This is a genomic window from Klebsiella sp. WP3-W18-ESBL-02 (genome assembly GCF_014168815.1).
GTDB classification, from domain to species: domain Bacteria; phylum Pseudomonadota; class Gammaproteobacteria; order Enterobacterales; family Enterobacteriaceae; genus Kluyvera; species Kluyvera ascorbata_B.
Map to the genome: position 1 here is coordinate 19,004 of NZ_AP021974.1, position 14,210 is coordinate 33,213.

17 protein-coding genes and 3 pseudogenes are annotated in these 14,210 nt (G+C 49.7%); 3 read left to right on the plus strand and 17 right to left on the minus strand.

Annotated features, from left to right (window positions below; genetic code table 11):
- Window positions 1–209: 209 nt before the first annotated feature.
- Window positions 210–743, plus strand: a complete 534-nt coding sequence (locus H7R56_RS26275) for a lytic transglycosylase domain-containing protein (protein WP_413782721.1) — start codon at window positions 210–212, stop codon at window positions 741–743.
- Window positions 744–783: 40 nt separating this feature from the next.
- Here the strand turns inward: H7R56_RS26275 and H7R56_RS26280 are convergent, their stop codons facing one another.
- The 12 genes from H7R56_RS26280 to relB form a co-directional block, all read right to left on the minus strand.
- Entirely contained in the window at window positions 784–1,605 is an 822-nt protein-coding gene (locus H7R56_RS26280) for a DUF932 domain-containing protein (RefSeq protein WP_182928861.1), read from the minus strand.
- A 28-nt stretch (window positions 1,606–1,633) separates the two neighbouring features.
- On the minus strand, window positions 1,634–1,921 hold the full coding sequence (locus tag H7R56_RS26285; RefSeq protein WP_182928862.1) for a hypothetical protein: 288 nt from the start codon (window positions 1,919–1,921) through the stop codon (window positions 1,634–1,636).
- 714 nt (window positions 1,922–2,635) lie between these two features.
- The gene (locus H7R56_RS26290; protein WP_182928863.1) at window positions 2,636–2,842 is read right to left on the minus strand and encodes a hypothetical protein; all 207 of its coding nucleotides are present in this window, start codon (window positions 2,840–2,842) and stop codon (window positions 2,636–2,638) included.
- Entirely contained in the window at window positions 2,842–3,162 is a 321-nt protein-coding gene (locus H7R56_RS26295) for a hypothetical protein (protein WP_182928864.1), read from the minus strand. Before H7R56_RS26295 ends, H7R56_RS26290 begins: the two co-directional genes overlap by 1 nt.
- A gap of 61 nt (window positions 3,163–3,223) precedes the next feature.
- Complete coding sequence (locus H7R56_RS26300) at window positions 3,224–3,658, minus strand: hypothetical protein (RefSeq protein WP_182928882.1); 435 nt, start codon at window positions 3,656–3,658, stop codon at window positions 3,224–3,226.
- An 800-nt stretch (window positions 3,659–4,458) separates the two neighbouring features.
- Entirely contained in the window at window positions 4,459–4,785 is a 327-nt protein-coding gene (locus H7R56_RS26305; RefSeq protein WP_182928865.1) for a hypothetical protein, read from the minus strand.
- 71 nt (window positions 4,786–4,856) lie between these two features.
- Window positions 4,857–5,003 (minus strand): succinate dehydrogenase flavoprotein subunit, encoded by a 147-nt coding sequence (locus H7R56_RS26310; protein WP_182928866.1) that lies wholly within the window; start codon window positions 5,001–5,003, stop codon window positions 4,857–4,859.
- Window positions 5,004–5,090: 87 nt separating this feature from the next.
- Window positions 5,091–5,558: a hypothetical protein gene (locus tag H7R56_RS26315; protein ID WP_182928867.1), complete on the minus strand. Its 468-nt coding sequence runs from the start codon at window positions 5,556–5,558 to the stop codon at window positions 5,091–5,093.
- 44 nt (window positions 5,559–5,602) lie between these two features.
- Window positions 5,603–5,914 (minus strand): hypothetical protein, encoded by a 312-nt coding sequence (locus H7R56_RS26320; protein ID WP_182928868.1) that lies wholly within the window; start codon window positions 5,912–5,914, stop codon window positions 5,603–5,605.
- 800 nt (window positions 5,915–6,714) lie between these two features.
- Entirely contained in the window at window positions 6,715–6,837 is a 123-nt protein-coding gene (locus tag H7R56_RS26325) for a type I toxin-antitoxin system Hok family toxin (protein ID WP_227674757.1), read from the minus strand.
- A 107-nt stretch (window positions 6,838–6,944) separates the two neighbouring features.
- Entirely contained in the window at window positions 6,945–7,232 is a 288-nt protein-coding gene (gene relE, locus H7R56_RS26330; protein ID WP_000323025.1) for a type II toxin-antitoxin system mRNA interferase RelE, read from the minus strand.
- Entirely contained in the window at window positions 7,232–7,471 is a 240-nt protein-coding gene (relB, locus tag H7R56_RS26335) for a type II toxin-antitoxin system antitoxin RelB (RefSeq protein ID WP_000534858.1), read from the minus strand. The genes relE and relB overlap by 1 nt, the downstream gene beginning before the upstream one ends.
- A 24-nt stretch (window positions 7,472–7,495) precedes the next feature.
- On the opposite strand from relB, the pseudogene H7R56_RS27815 reads away from it, so the two are divergent.
- Window positions 7,496–7,612 (plus strand): annotated as a pseudogene (locus H7R56_RS27815) (hypothetical protein); the annotation flags it as partial.
- 121 nt (window positions 7,613–7,733) lie between these two features.
- Here the strand turns inward: H7R56_RS27815 and H7R56_RS26340 are convergent.
- From H7R56_RS26340 to H7R56_RS27820, 4 genes and pseudogenes are all read right to left on the minus strand, one after another.
- The gene (locus H7R56_RS26340; protein ID WP_000167917.1) at window positions 7,734–8,657 is read right to left on the minus strand and encodes a cation diffusion facilitator family transporter; all 924 of its coding nucleotides are present in this window, start codon (window positions 8,655–8,657) and stop codon (window positions 7,734–7,736) included.
- A 199-nt stretch (window positions 8,658–8,856) separates the two neighbouring features.
- Window positions 8,857–9,261: pseudogene (locus tag H7R56_RS26345) on the minus strand (cytochrome b/b6 domain-containing protein); the annotation flags it as partial.
- Window positions 9,262–9,297: 36 nt separating this feature from the next.
- Window positions 9,298–10,811 (minus strand): IS3 family transposase gene (locus H7R56_RS26350; RefSeq protein WP_370673415.1). Its coding sequence is split into 2 segments (ribosomal slippage): window positions 9,298–10,361 and window positions 10,361–10,811, totalling 1,515 coding nucleotides; the frame shifts between segments, so codons are not numbered across the junction.
- 40 nt (window positions 10,812–10,851) lie between these two features.
- Window positions 10,852–11,046 (minus strand): annotated as a pseudogene (locus H7R56_RS27820) (cytochrome b/b6 domain-containing protein); the annotation flags it as partial.
- A 72-nt stretch (window positions 11,047–11,118) separates the two neighbouring features.
- Here H7R56_RS27820 and H7R56_RS26355 point away from each other — a divergent pair.
- Window positions 11,119–11,924, plus strand: a protein-coding gene (locus tag H7R56_RS26355; protein ID WP_171763699.1) for an IS5 family transposase whose coding sequence is annotated in 2 segments (ribosomal slippage) — window positions 11,119–11,469 and window positions 11,472–11,924 — 804 coding nt in all. Because the reading frame shifts where the segments join, the coding sequence is not laid out codon by codon here.
- A gap of 636 nt (window positions 11,925–12,560) precedes the next feature.
- Here H7R56_RS26355 and H7R56_RS26360 read toward each other — a convergent pair.
- Window positions 12,561–13,901: an ISNCY family transposase gene (locus H7R56_RS26360; RefSeq protein ID WP_000589001.1), complete on the minus strand. Its 1,341-nt coding sequence runs from the start codon at window positions 13,899–13,901 to the stop codon at window positions 12,561–12,563.
- Window positions 13,902–14,210 lie beyond the last annotated feature (309 nt).

Here is a 14,210-nt window from a genome sequence, read left to right on the forward strand (position 1 = left end):
GTGGGGTGTGATGTTTTATTATTAATAGTAGAGCGGCCATTAAATAGAATTTTCCCTTTGGTTTCTTTTATTTGGGGGTGGTCTGAAAGGCTGTCAGGGAGCGCCTCACGCGCGTCTGTAGTGAATTATCTTGATTTAAGTGATCGGCGCGGGTATTTTTTAAATCTCTCGACTTGTGATGCTTTCTGTGGATTATGTGAGTGCATATTATGAAAATAAATTTACTTGCTCCGTTACTGCTCGCGATAGTGCTCCCCGCCTCTGCGACTTCACAAATGTGCTTCGATCAAGCAGGAAAGGATTACAATATCGACCCCTTACTCTTAATGTCGATTTCAATTCAGGAAAGCCGCCTGATAGCTACCGCGACAAACTCCGCCAATAGAGATGGAACAGAAGATGTTTGCGGCATGCAGATCAACAGCTCACATTATGAGAAACTGGCTGGTTTTAATATCACACGGAAACGATTAATGAATGACCCTTGTATCTGCGTTTATACTGGCGCATGGGTTCTGGCGCATAACTTCAGGTCATACGGAAAAAACTGGGATAGTGTTGGGATATATAATACAGGGCCATCTAAGAAGTTAATCGTTAAACGGCGTGAATATGCGGATAAAATCAAAAGTATATATCGGATACTTCAGGCAAGAAAAATCCTTATCGATAAGCAGACTACTGAAAAGACCGCAGCCGTTCTCCAGACAGATAGCATGACCGAGCCAAAAATTACGCAGTGATCAGGCACAAAAAAGCCGCTCTATTGAGCGGCTTTTATTATTAAGATTTTAGCTTTGCAAACTCTTCGGCAAGTTTCCATAAAGCCTGATTTAATTTGATATCTCCATCAATCCCGGTCACCTCTCGCGTTCTGGTAGACTTTCCTTTTGCTGACTTTCCGCGAATACCGCCACGAATAACATTTTCCTGCACGCGGTTAAAGGTCGTCCATAAATCTGATCGATTATCTTCCCAGCGACGAGGCTGAATAACCTGTTGAGCGGTGATTGGTGAATGCTCGCCATTGTACTTATATTCAAGTACTGCCTCACCCAGGATAAGTTGCTCACGGTCTGACAACGTTACGCCTCGCATCATATCAATGCTGCTTTCAACATTATCGAATGTTTTCAGAACTTCATAAGCCCCTTCAATCACCTGACCAACAATGTCGCCTTTATGCGGAACACTTATTTCGCCAAAATTTTTCCATGCTACCAGGCCATTTGTGCAAATCTGTCGAAACATCCCCGGAATCATCTTGTAGCTACTGGAGCCATCATGGCTATTCAGCAGGATAATTTCCGGAACTTCTTTCCCATTCAACTGGTCATGGCGACGAAGGCGAATTAGATGTTTTGTAAAATCGCGTTTTTCTACATCGCGGGTACGTGATTGAGTAGCATAAAAAGGCTGAAACCCTTCATCCCGTAAACGGTCAAGAATATTAATTGTTGGAATGTAGGTATAGCGTTCAGAGCGCGAATCATGCTTATCATCAGAAAATGCGCTTGGCACAATACGCGCGAGTTCGTCATTAGTCAGCGGGCGATTCTGACGCATTGAGTTAGGGGAGCGATAGCGATTTGCAAGAGTGACCATGATATTTACCTCTTCAGTTAATGATTAATTAATGGGATGGAGTAATGACGCGAAAGAAATGATCCATCGGAGCACCGGCGGCCACCGGATATCCGTCAACTAGCCAAATAGAAACATAATCTGCACAGTCATCATTCATCAGTGATAATTCCTGACTATCTACAGGTGGAGTAAATTCCATCGGTTGGCTCTTTCCTTCAGCCACCCGTAATACCCAGCAAAACAGGTCAGTAAATTGTTCCTGGCTCAGTTCGTTTCCTATCTTCCTGGAAGATTCTTGAGCGGCGGTTCTGACGTTGACGTTTTGTGTGTTCATCCTGGTTGTCTCCTCTCGATGGTTAATCCATCTCCCTGGTGAGTTCTCTCGCGGCAAAGGGCAAAGGAGCAACGGCGGTAAGCGGGACGCAAGGGGCGATGACGGAAAGTTTTTGCTCGCAAAAAGTTTATGGCAGCGTTCATTTACCCCTTGTGGAACGCGTCGCCGGTGCTACGAACAGCCCTCCGCGTGAGGACGGTCAGGGTGATGGCCATCGATAGCGAACAGGATGCACACACCCGACACGTCGGAACGGCGTGGCGCACTCAGAGCGACGGCAACGCCGGCGCGGTTAAAGCGGCGCGGCCGCATGGCCGCAGCAAGCGCGCCTTTGACCTCAGCCATCAGACCCTAGCCGCATGGCCCGAAACCCGCAGGGGTTCGGCGGAGACTGGCGGCCGCGCAGCGGATGCCTGGCGGAGTGGGGCTCGACGACCGGACCGCAACGCGGGCCGGGAGCCGAAGGGGGCCAGCTTCCGGCTTTTGCTTCTGGTTCTGGCCATCGATGCGCAGCAGCTGCATCACCGGCGAAGAAGAACAACGGGAAAGAGAGAAATGGAGATCAGTAGTACGGAAAGGAAAAAGCGGGATACGGTACGGAGGGGGAAAAGCGGGAGCGCCGCAGGCGCGGTCGCCCTGCCCCTGTTCCCCGGAGGGGAACGGCTCTTTTTTGGCAATAATTATACCCCTTGCCATGAAGGGGCTCTGAATACCTCAGACAACGTGCACCATTTCGATGTCTAGCAGCAATGCCATGAATTCCGCCTTGTTTTGCCGCAGCCAGGATCTGGCTTCGGGAGATATCGCTTTTTCTATATCCCTGTCATATTGATTGAGAGCAGCAGCCTCCTGAGTGGTTAAAACTATCCCTCGCCACACCATTCCGGGTGAGTAGCACTCACCAGTTAACAGCGCGCCCATCAGGGACGCCCTGCATTGATTCGAATGAATTGATGCCCAGTTTCCTGGCTAGTTTTACGAGAAGCAGCTTCAGTTGCCGCCTCTTCCGCCAGCTGCTTATCGGCAGCCTTCTTCGCTACCCGCTGATTAGCCTCGTCTTCACTGATCAGCACCATATCCGGGAACTCCGCTTGAAGCCTAGCAAGGTTCTCGAAGTTACATAATGCAACAGGTTCGCTTGCGCCATTAAGGGTGATAGCAAAGCTGTAAATCTTGCATGCGTCCTCTCTGAAGAAGACATCAAATCCAGCCTGCTGGGTACCGTTATTCATTGAATTCATCGTGTGTACTCCCCTTGTTGATTTTTGGCTTGGCGCTCCTCGTGGAACGCCACATTTGTTTTTAAAAGTCGCGATACTCTTGAGGCAAATACCCACTTTCCAGCAGTTTGCGCGCTGTCTCGCGTACCCACATCAGCAACTCAGAATCGAATAACTCCTCACGTTCAGGCAGCATTGGAAACGCCTTCCAGCTTTTCAAACGCCAGTACAACTCAGCGCCTTCGTAGCTGCATCTGTCGATATGCATACGCTCTGAAATCATGTCGTCAATTTGAGCATCAAGAATTAACGCCAGTTCATACGCTGCATTAACCGCGACCACTGGGCTCTCAGCCCATTGACCAGCTGACTCTCTCGCCGCTGTATTAATGTTGACGTTCTGATCGCAAACTAACGCCAATGAATGCGCTAACTCACTGTTAGTGACCAGTTTTTCCCCCATCTTCCTGGAAGATTCTTGAGCGGCGGTTCTGACGTTGACGTTTCGTGTGTTCATTCTGGTTGTCTCCTCTCGATGGTTAATCCATCTCCCTGGTGAGTTCTCTCGCGGCAAAGGGCAAAGGAGCAACGGCGGTAAGCGGGACGCAAGGGGCGATGACGGAAAGTTTTTGCTCGCAAAAAGTTTATGGCAGCGTTCATTTACCCCTTGTGGAACGCGTCGCCGGTGCTACGAACAGCCCTCCGCGTGAGGACGGTCAGGGTGATGGCCATCGATGGCGAACAGGATGCACACACCCGACACGTCGGAACGGCGTGGCGCACTCAGAGCGACGGCAACGCCGGCGCGGTTAAAGCGGCGCGGCCTCACGGCCGCAGCAAGCGCGCCTTTGACCTCAGCCATCAGACCCTAGCCGCATGGCCCGAAACCCGCAGGGGTTCGGCGGAGACTGGCGGCCGCGCAGCGGATGCCTGGCGGAGTAGGGCTCGACGACCGGACCGCAACGCGGGCCGGGAGCCGAAGGGGGCCAGATTCCGGCTTTTGCTTCTGGTTCTGGTTCTGGTTCTGGCCATCGATGTACAGCAGCTGCATCACCGGCAGAGCATGAAGAGAAAAAATATGGAAAGGGGGATCATCAGTACAGGAAGGAACTAGCCGGATACGGTGCGGAGGGGGAGAAGCGGAAGCGCCGCAGGCGCGTTCGCCCTTCCCCGTTCCCCGCAGGGGAATGCGGTTTTCGCCGTCGATGTTACCCACTGTTTCGCTGAAAAGGCCTAGGGTATTCCTGTGGATAAATACAGAAAGGGCGCGATTTGCGCCCCCTTAACACCACCGAACAAAAAACAACCAACAATCAATTAACGGTTGCTATCATCTTCAAATTCATGGTGCATTTCTGCCATTTGCAGTATTGCGGTGAAGTGGTTTTCTTCATCCGTAATAATCCCGGTATGACGGCAAAGATGGAGTACATTGGCAAGGAAATCCGTCAGTACGGTTTCAAGTATCTCCCCTTCCTGATCCAGGCCGGTACGCTTCGCAAACAACCAAAGAGCCTCGGATGCCAGAGCTACATTATCCAAACTGGAATTTATTTTTACTGGCGCAGCTTCATCCGAGATACGTTCAGCAAGGTGCATCAGTTCGCTGGAAGGAATTTCTTCCCGGCGCTTGTCATTAATCATCAAATTTCTCCGACTCTGTAGCGGCAACATCTAGCCCTATTGCCGCCCCTCCGGGGCGGCGCATTATGTGGTTAGGCCAGACCAAGCCCGGAATACACGGTTGTCATAAATTGCTGCCAGTGCTCAAAACGTAGCGCCGGAATATGTGCGCGTTTTCCTGCACGGAGTGCATTTACAAATTCATTCGCCTGTGCGACGATTTGGTCGTCAAATTTCATGATTAACTCCTTCGTTAGTTGTGATTGCCGGGTTATCGTTTGGTCGCGCAAGCCCGGCGTTGAGAAAGCAGGGGAAACCCTGCTTTTTTAATGCCCGAAATTCACTGAATCCCCGGCAAAAAACTGTTCGTGTATCTGGTTGACTAACTGGCTATGCGTCAGCGAATCCAGATCGTTACATTCAAAAAAGCGCCCATCGCGGCGGAAAAAGATATTGCATACGTCGCCGCCAACCGTGTCCTGTGATTTAAAGGATTCCCCTCCATTGCTGCGGCACCAGTCGATCACTCGCTGAACTGTCATTTGGTCGATATACCGCGCCTCGGAAATCTCCAGCCACGGTGAACGAAATTGTTCGTTCTCCCGTTCAATCGCGGTATCAGTAGCGATAAGCTCCATATCAGGGAACATTTCACGTAATTGAGCTAACGTCTGGCCATCGTGACGAGTGCACCATTCCCCCCCACGTTCGACGGCGAAATCCCACACGCGGGAATGTGACGGCTGGAAAAAAGCCATTGCCATTGGTTTCATTGATTCAGCGATAATTGACATAGTGTTCTCCCGGTTTTGAACGGCAGCGGATGCTACCTGGCTGACTAGATGTTGATTCCTTTGCTTTCGATCTGGCGCACGAACTGTTTGAAGTGATTAGCCTCAACGACATTTTTGTGCTGAAACTGCTTATCCACGCCGCAACTAAGTGCGTAGAAGTATTGGTTTTTCATTTTCTCCGGGCTGCTACGGCGCATAGCCTTCAATGCGGCCAGAGTTTCAAACTCCAGAACATCCCACTCTTCCACAGAGTTTTTTCCGTTCTCAGCAACAAGAATGATGTACGTGTTTTTTCCCCCTATCTTCCTGGAAGATTCGGGAGCGGCGGTTTTGACGTTGACGTTTTGTGTGTTCATCCTGGTTGTCTCCTCTCGATGGTTAATCCATCTCCCTGGTGAGTTCTCTCGCGGCAAAGGGCAAAGGAGCAACGGCGGTAAGCGGGACGCAAGGGGCGATGACGGAAAGTTTTTGCTCGCAAAAAGTTTATGGCAGCGTTCATTTACCCCTTGTGGAACGCGTCGCCGGTGCTACGAACAGCCCTCCGCGTGAGGACGGTCAGGGTGATGGCCATCGATAGCGAACAGGATGCACACACCCGACACGTCGGAACGGCGTGGCGCACTCAGAGCGACGGCAACGCCGGCGCGGTTAAAGCGGCGCGGCCGCATGGCCGCAGCAAGCGCGCCTTTGACCTCAGCCATCAGACCCTAGCCGCATGGCCCGAAACCCGCAGGGGTTCGGCGGAGACTGGCGGCCGCGCAGCGGATGCCTGGCGGAGTAGGGCTTGACGACCGGACCGCAACGCGGGCCGGGAGCCGAAGGGGGCCATATTCCGGCTTTTGCTTCTGGTTCTGGCCATCGATGCGCAGCAGCTGCATCACCGGCAGAGCAGGAAGACAGAAAAGATTGAAAGGGAGATCATCAGTACAGGAAGGAACAAGCCGGATACGGTGCGCAGGGGGAGAAGCGGGAGCGCCGCAGGCGCGTTCGCCCTTCCCCGTTCCCCGCAGGGGAACTGCCTTTTCGGGTTGCCTGTGCCCCAGAAAGAAAAGGGGGCTGCCAGCTAGAAACTGACAGCCCCTTTGTAAAGGCGCTCTCGGAATATCAGAAACACCACTACTCCTGAAAGGCGGGGGGTTCCCCCCGCCGGAGTTAGCTACTTAGCGGGTTCGTAAGCCATGAAAGCCGCCACCTCCCTGTTCGTATCCTTGTACCGGATCTCGCATAGCGATTTACGGGTCAGGAATGTGAATATCAATAGTGTGAGACACACTATCAATACGCACCAGATCAGGGTACTTCGTGGGAGTTTCATAGCCTTCTTCTCCTGTCAACGCAAAGCAGAAGTGTCACCATCGGTGCGAAACAGAGATGTCATGCTTTGGTTCAGAGAATGCGTTTGACCGCCTCGCTATATACTTCCGAGCGTTCTCTTTTCCCAACAGAAATCACGAAAACGACAACTTTCTCGTCTATAACCTGGTATACAAGGCGATAGCCTGAAGACCGGAGCTTAATCTTGTAACAATCAGGCATACCACGGAGCTTGTTTGCTTCAATCCGGGGTGACTCAAGTACTTCAACCAGCTTCTTTTTCAACTGTTCACGTACCGTCGAGCCCAGCTTTCGCCATTCCTTTAGTGCCCGCTCGTCAAAATCCAGAAAATACGCCATCAGAGTTCATCCAGCGTCACACGTACTGGCTTAGGATTACGAAGTCGTTCTTTCACTATCTCCACAAGTTCAGCATCTTCATCACTCAGGAGTGTCTGTTTGAACGGCAAGCGTTCATTGTCAGCGATATACTCGAGCATGAGACGAAGCGCTTCAGAAGGAGTTACGCCCATTTTTTCAAGCGCGGCGTAAGAACGCGCTTTAAGTTCATCGTCAATACGTAGGTTAATGCTACCCATGTCTTACACCCCTTGTAATTACAAATGTCATTACAAGTATCGCACTACAACATGCTTAGGGCAAGTCACGAAGTAAGTCAGAAAGTAGTCGTAAGAACGGTGATCACTGTCCGCTTTGTGCCAGAAGCGGACTTTTTAAAAATATTGCGTGCCCAACAATTGGGCGCAGGTCACATCAAGTACCCTCAGAATTATAGAGAATACCTGAAATTTTTGTAGAGCGAGGTTTGTTACCCTGCCCGACCAGCGACATGTGGTTAGTTTAGTGATCAGAAATGTCGAGCGTTTGGTCGTTCATTGACGCGGGATCTTCCAACGGTTCCACATGAGTGGTGATATGGATAAAAGGCAGTGCGGTGCGGATATCATTCTCTATACGCTCGGCCCAGTCGTGCCCATATTGAACAGTCCATCGCCCAGGAACTAGGATGTGCATTGTCATAAACGCCCGCCCGCCAGCCTGGCGTGTACGTAGTGCATGGAAATCAAGCCCCTGTTCACGATATCCTGCCAGCAGTGACTCGATTTTTTTGAGTTCTTCCGTGGGTAGCGATACGTCCATCAGACCTGCAGCTGAACGACTCATAAGCTGATAACCAGTCCAAACGATGTTGGCTGCGACCAGCAATGCAACGATCGGATCGACCCAAAACCAGCCGGTCAGATAAACCAGTCCGACACCAAAAATGACACCGACCGACGTCCAGACATCGGTCAGCAGGTGATGAGCATCTGCCTCAAGAGTGATAGAGTTGTGCTGCCTGCCAGCCCTTAACAAAATGCGAGCCGTCACAAAATTAAGGATTGATGCGACTGTTGAAACCAGTAATCCGAGACCAATCTCCTCAAGCGGCTGTGGAGTTAACATCCGCTCAACTGCGGTATAGGCGATACTGGCTGCCGCCAATAGGATCAGAAATCCTTCGAAAGCACTCGAGAAATATTCGGCTTTGCCGTGCCCATATGCATGGTTCTCATCGGCCGGAAGCGCAGCCAAGGTCAGCATCCAGAGCGCCATTAGGGCTCCTGCGAGGTTAACTACGGATTCGATGGCATCAGATAGCAGACCGACCGAACCGGTCATTTTCCACGCCACACCTTTGAGTCCGATAGTGGCAATAGCCGTGGCAATGGAAAGCCAAGCGTAGTGCGTCAGCGGACGAGGTAACCCTTTTGTTTTAGTCATTATTAACTTCCTAAAATAGGACGACTAACTCACATTTCTATCCATGATAGATAATTAAACAATCATTTCGCCATGAATATTTTTTCGTTTTTATTAAATTTAATTAAAAAGTCTCTGCAAGTGCTGTTTCATCTTCTAGTAAACTAAATTTTATTTTTAGGGTTTTCTTCAACTTGAAGTAATATTATCTCACAACAGATTAGTCACTTAGGTTAACTGAGCGGCTTTTATATTTTTCAATTAAAATATGCAAAACTCCCATTGCACCATGTGCATAAAAATAGACCTCAATGAAAGTAGTAAAGAACTTATGCCAGTGGATTACTGTTTCAGCCAGATTTGACTGCATGGTATTCAACAAGAACCATAGGCCACCTGAAAGTGCTACAATTAGCAATGCTAGAACTCCAAATCCTTGGATTGTACTGGCAATACCTCCCGAATGTGCATCGGGCAGTCGGAAACTAGTCAACGTTTTTATATCTTGCTTAATACCACTAAAGTCAAGCCCTACCCATGAAAAATAATAAGTAAAACCTCTTTGAGTAAGCATCCAACTTAACATAATAAAACCACAAATAATCAGTCCTAACCCTGAAATAATCGGTAAGTGTCAAGGTAGTTGGCACCCCCGGTTGATTTAGGCTGCCTGTTTTTCCCGTTCTGGATTCAGCATTACCTTGCCTACCGGATGCCAGTTTCGTGTTCTGCCAGACCAGCGTTCAGGCCGTTCCGCTTTTGCCTTTTTGTACACCTCATCCCGATTTTTCAGCAACACACCGTCTTCTCCACGATGTCGCTGACCCGGCGTCACATACCTGATGCCGCTATGTCTGTGCATTTCGTTATACCACTGAGCAAAAACCTCTATCCATTCACGCGCCTCCTCCAGCTTGCCGAACCCTGATGACGGCCACTGCGGGACATATTTCAGTGTCCGGAACAGCGACTCCACATACGCATTATCGTTACTCACTCCCGGCCGGCTGTGAGAGGGGGTTATCGCCAGCTCGTGTAGCTTCATTTGCAACGTCTGTGACTTCATCGCCGCGCCGTTGTCCGCATGCAGTACCGGCGGGTTTTGCCAGCATCCTTCCCGAAGGACCGTGCGTTGTATCAGGGCTGCCGCCTGCTCACCACTTTCAGTTTCATGCACTTCATATCCCACGATTTTTCGGCTGTAGAGGTCTTCCACCAGATACAGGTAAAACCAGCGCCCCTTTACGGTTGACGGAACCCATGTAATGTCCCATGTCCACACCTCATTCGGCCCGCTGGCCTGCCAACTCGTAGCCGGGGTGACTTTCTGCGCTGCCCGTTGCCGTCCCCGGCGATGCACCTCTCCATGACGACGCAGTACCCGGTAAAAGGTTGACTCGCTTGCCAGATAAATCCCCTTATCCGCCAACGCCGGTACGATTTGTGACGGGGGGAGGCTGGCGTAGTCTGGCTGATGGCACACTGCCAGTATCTGTTGCTCTTCTTGCTCACTTAACTGGTTCACCGGGGAGGGCCTGACCGTGCTGACACGCTTGTCTTCCCACGACGTTTGCCAGCGTCGCCACGTCCGTTCACTTAATCCCGCTTCCGTCAGCGCTATTGACAGCCGAGCTCCTGACGCCATCGCGTCCCGCACGTAACCGATAAGTGCCTGCCGCTCTGTTCCGGGCGTCAGTCGTCCTCGTCGGTTTCCCCGTAAAAATCCCGCAACTGCTTTCGCAGCACCAGTATCGCTGCCGCCTCCGCCAGCGCCTTTTCCTTACGAAGCAGTTCGCGTTTTAGTTGTTTAACTTCTTTCTGGCTTTGTTTGAGCGCCGCTTTGTCAGTGGGCGAAGACACCTGCAAAAAGCCTTGTTTCCACTGACTAATCTGTTCCAGGTAAAGCCCTTTTTTACGGCAGTATTGCGCGAGTTCTGTTTCGCTGAGTGTAGCTGTTTCGATAATCACAGCCAGCCGGGCTTCGGCTGACCATTGGTCTGTAGTTTTGTTTGCACCCGGCACCGGTATTCCCTCTGCTTTCGCCTTGTTACGCCAGTAATAAAGGGTAGCTTCCGATATCCCTTCCATCTGCGCAACTGCGGTGACGGTCATGTTGTAAGGCGGTAGTAATTTAGCCAGTGCAGCCGATTTACGTTCTGGTGAAATTCGTTTCACGATCTGTTCCCATCTTGTCATTAGTATTTTCGATGGGGGTGACAACTATCCTGACAGAGGGGGTAATGTGCATCCAGGTTATAACTCCTTCAAGACTATGTTCACCAATTGCTTCGGTCTCTGTCAGATTAGAGTTAATAATTTGTGATAATATTAGAAATGCCACAATGATGTGAAGAATACGAAAAAAAGGAGCGTAATCATGGGGTAATAGATTCCAGAGTCGCAATTTCATTAATGAGTCCTTAGAACCTATCCCAAAAGGAATTGTCAGATAATAAAATATGATAATTTCTGAGGGCGAAGCGTGGCGGGCAACAAGTGGCAGATCAGTGATGGACTCTGGGAGAAAATGGCTCCACTCATCCCGGAGCATAAAACTCAACACCCGCTGGGTACGCACCGCAAGCGGGTTGATAATCGCGCTGCAATGAACGCCATTTTCTTCGTACTCAGGACGGGCTGCCAATGGAATGCGCTGAATGCCACCGGTATATGCTCGTCAAGCTCTGCTCATCGCCGATTTCAGGAGTGGCGAGATGCTGGAGTATTTGAACGCTTCTGGCAAAATGGGTTGCTTGCTTGCGAACAGTTGGACTCTATTGACTGGTCGTGGCTGTCGATGGATGGTTGTATAACCAAATCACCGCTGGCAGGCTCAAAAAAACAGGCAGGAACCCTACAGACCGGGGGAAACAGGGCGTAAAGCGCAGTCTGATGACTGACGGGAACGGGCTACCGCTTGCACTGGTTGTTGCCGGAGCAAATACGCACGACATAAAGTTGGTTACGGATACGCTCGATGCCCTCCAGACGGGCAGACCGGGCAAGAGGCTCCGGTTGTGCATGGACAAAGGGTATGAAGCGGAATGGCTGGAATCGTATCTGAAAAGTCGTCGCTATGAACCTCATATCCAGTCACGAAAGGATGAGTCAGAGGCCATCAAATACACGGATTTTAAGGCTCACCGCTGGGTTGTAGAGAGAACACACAGTTGGATGAATCGCTACCGCCGTGTCCTGACTCGTTGGGAGAAGAAGGTCGAGAATTATGAGGCGATGCTGCATTTTGCCTGTGGTGTCATTGTCTGGAACAAAACCCTATTGGGATAGGCTCTTAGTAAATTTATCGATGATCTTAATCATACAAAAGAATTATTAGGATAACCTTAATTCTTAAAATTGCAGCAGGCATTAGTTCACCTCTGATATGGCCACTTGCGAAATGGGAATGGTAACTGTTATTACTATGTGTTTACTTGCTGTTCTTGTTACGCAGCCCCTTAAACACATTACTTTCAAATATGATTTCCTGCTGGGTTTAAATATGTGTCTTTCTATAGTGCGGCAACCTATTTTTACACCAACTCATGAATTAAATAAGAATCATAAATTAAATGAGAGGTTTAATTCTCTTGCTTAACGCGATGATATTAAATGGAAATTTTAATTTTTGTAATTTATTAAACAGTTAGAATGAGACATGGTAAATACGATCTTCCTTTAGATAATTCTGATAGCACTTTTTCTACTGGGCAGTCTGCAATGTCCGCTTCTCGCTCTTAGCGGACATTAGCATAGGCTATTTACCATAACGCCGCATTACGCGTACCGCTCAGACGGCCTGAGCGCGTTTCTGACGTGTCCCCGTTAAAAACAGTAACAAACCACCCGAAAATGCACGCCAGAAACGCTACGTAAGAATCTATCCTATGACTGGATATGCACTCAACTGAATAACGCCTGGTTTCAGTCCATTTTATCGGGATCAGCCTTCTTTCTGGGTAATTTAGGGGGCTTCACTTGCTGATTACTTTGCGTGCGGCGCGTGAGCCAAGGATGGTCAGCTTTAGGTTTTACGTAGAATTTTGAGCGTAAATCAAAACGGGCATTATCCACACGTTCATGGACACTTTTTTCATCATCCAGTGGTATAGGCTCCGGGCCATCAACATATTTTTCCCATCCCAACGCTTTCCCATCATACAGAACCTTAATTTCACCGTTAAAGCTTTCGCATACCGTGACAACCGAATGCCGAAGTCGATATCCCCGGCCTTCACTGCGAATCTGAAACGCACTGCTTTTGTACTGGAAAGTGAGATTTTTGGAGAGAACGCGCTTCGCCTGGAGGCTGAAGATATAACCCAGTTCCTCTTCAGAATGGTGTACATCAAGATGGGCGTTATCAGCAATACGAGGCGGCGTAGCAAACCGGTTGTTATAGGCTTCAATAAAGGTCGGCAACCATGCGTTTGCTGTTTCAATATCACTGATACCCTGAAGCCGCATTTCTTTGACCAGCCTGTCCTGCAGTGTCTGATTGGCACGCTCTACCCGCCCTTTTGCCTGCGGGCTGTTGGCATGGATTGGCTCGATGCCCAGTGTCTTTATCGCACGTGTGAACTGAGTCAACTCTCCTTCCCGCTCCGGGTTATTTACTCTGAATATACTGTGTCTGTCAGAATAGAGAGCCAGTGGTACGCCATGATCATTAAGGTAACCCCGGAGGGTTTCCATGTAAGCCCGGGTTGTTTCTGCAGGAGCGAATCGTAGCGCCATCAGAGCGCTGGTAGCATCATCGATAAAGACTATCAGTGTGCATTTGGGGCCCCGACCTTCAAACCAGTCATGAGGCGAGCCATCAATCTGGATGAGTTCACCGTAGGATGGGCGCCGCATCCGGCGCTGATAAATTCGGGCAAACTTACGACGACGTTCGCGCCATATACCCTCCTCTACCATCCACTTCCTGAGAGTTTCAATGGATAAACACAAGCCGTGTATCTCGCGCAATTTTTCGCACGCAAGCGTAGGTCCAAAATCAGCGTAGCGGCCTTTGAGGAGTGAAATTACTGTTGCTCTGAATTCGGTAGAAAAGGAATTATTGGGACGCTTTCCACGTCGGCGGGAAACTAGACCAGAAGGCCCTTCATTTCTATACCGTTGCACCAGACGTTTAACCTGCCGAATAGAAATGCCAATGCGTGCCGCAGCTTGTTCCTGAGTAATATGGCGATTAAGTGACTCCTGAATAATGTGAAGTCGGTCGAGTTCCTTATGACTCATCGTAACAGTCTCTTTGATCATGAAAAATCCCCCAGAGAATTGTCTGGGGACATTTTAGAATGGTTCAAAGGGGACATTACAGCTTGGTGTTAACACATAGCCTTCTTCTCCTTGCCTTGCGGCAGCTAAGAGGCTATTCTGTTGGTGTCTAGTCAAGCAGATCGCCTCGTGTTTGGTTAATGAAAATTAACTATCTACGGGGCTTTCTTCTTTTTGCCACACAACTCGGTAACAAACCACCTTACGTCATGAGGCAAAAAGCCTCAAGCGCCAACGCCATTATACTCGACTGGTCACACTCTGCCCAGGAATAACAATCTGAAAACTGTA

What these genes read in the sequence shown, in the direction of transcription:
- H7R56_RS26275 (WP_413782721.1), top strand. Translation starts at nt 210, where the DNA reads ATGAAAATAAATTTACTTGCTCCGTTACTGCTCGCGATAGTGCTCCCC.
- H7R56_RS26280 (WP_182928861.1), bottom strand. Translation starts at nt 1,605, where the DNA reads ATGGTCACTCTTGCAAATCGCTATCGCTCCCCTAACTCAATGCGTCAG.
- H7R56_RS26285 (WP_182928862.1), bottom strand. Translation starts at nt 1,921, where the DNA reads ATGAACACACAAAACGTCAACGTCAGAACCGCCGCTCAAGAATCTTCC.
- H7R56_RS26290 (WP_182928863.1), bottom strand. Translation starts at nt 2,842, where the DNA reads ATGGGCGCGCTGTTAACTGGTGAGTGCTACTCACCCGGAATGGTGTGG.
- H7R56_RS26295 (WP_182928864.1), bottom strand. Translation starts at nt 3,162, where the DNA reads ATGAATTCAATGAATAACGGTACCCAGCAGGCTGGATTTGATGTCTTC.
- H7R56_RS26300 (WP_182928882.1), bottom strand. Translation starts at nt 3,658, where the DNA reads ATGAACACACGAAACGTCAACGTCAGAACCGCCGCTCAAGAATCTTCC.
- H7R56_RS26305 (WP_182928865.1), bottom strand. Translation starts at nt 4,785, where the DNA reads ATGATTAATGACAAGCGCCGGGAAGAAATTCCTTCCAGCGAACTGATG.
- H7R56_RS26310 (WP_182928866.1), bottom strand. Translation starts at nt 5,003, where the DNA reads ATGAAATTTGACGACCAAATCGTCGCACAGGCGAATGAATTTGTAAAT.
- H7R56_RS26315 (WP_182928867.1), bottom strand. Translation starts at nt 5,558, where the DNA reads ATGTCAATTATCGCTGAATCAATGAAACCAATGGCAATGGCTTTTTTC.
- H7R56_RS26320 (WP_182928868.1), bottom strand. Translation starts at nt 5,914, where the DNA reads ATGAACACACAAAACGTCAACGTCAAAACCGCCGCTCCCGAATCTTCC.
- relE (WP_000323025.1), bottom strand. Translation starts at nt 7,232, where the DNA reads ATGGCGTATTTTCTGGATTTTGACGAGCGGGCACTAAAGGAATGGCGA.
- relB (WP_000534858.1), bottom strand. Translation starts at nt 7,471, where the DNA reads ATGGGTAGCATTAACCTACGTATTGACGATGAACTTAAAGCGCGTTCT.
- H7R56_RS26340 (WP_000167917.1), bottom strand. Translation starts at nt 8,657, where the DNA reads ATGACTAAAACAAAAGGGTTACCTCGTCCGCTGACGCACTACGCTTGG.
- H7R56_RS26360 (WP_000589001.1), bottom strand. Translation starts at nt 13,901, where the DNA reads ATGATCAAAGAGACTGTTACGATGAGTCATAAGGAACTCGACCGACTT.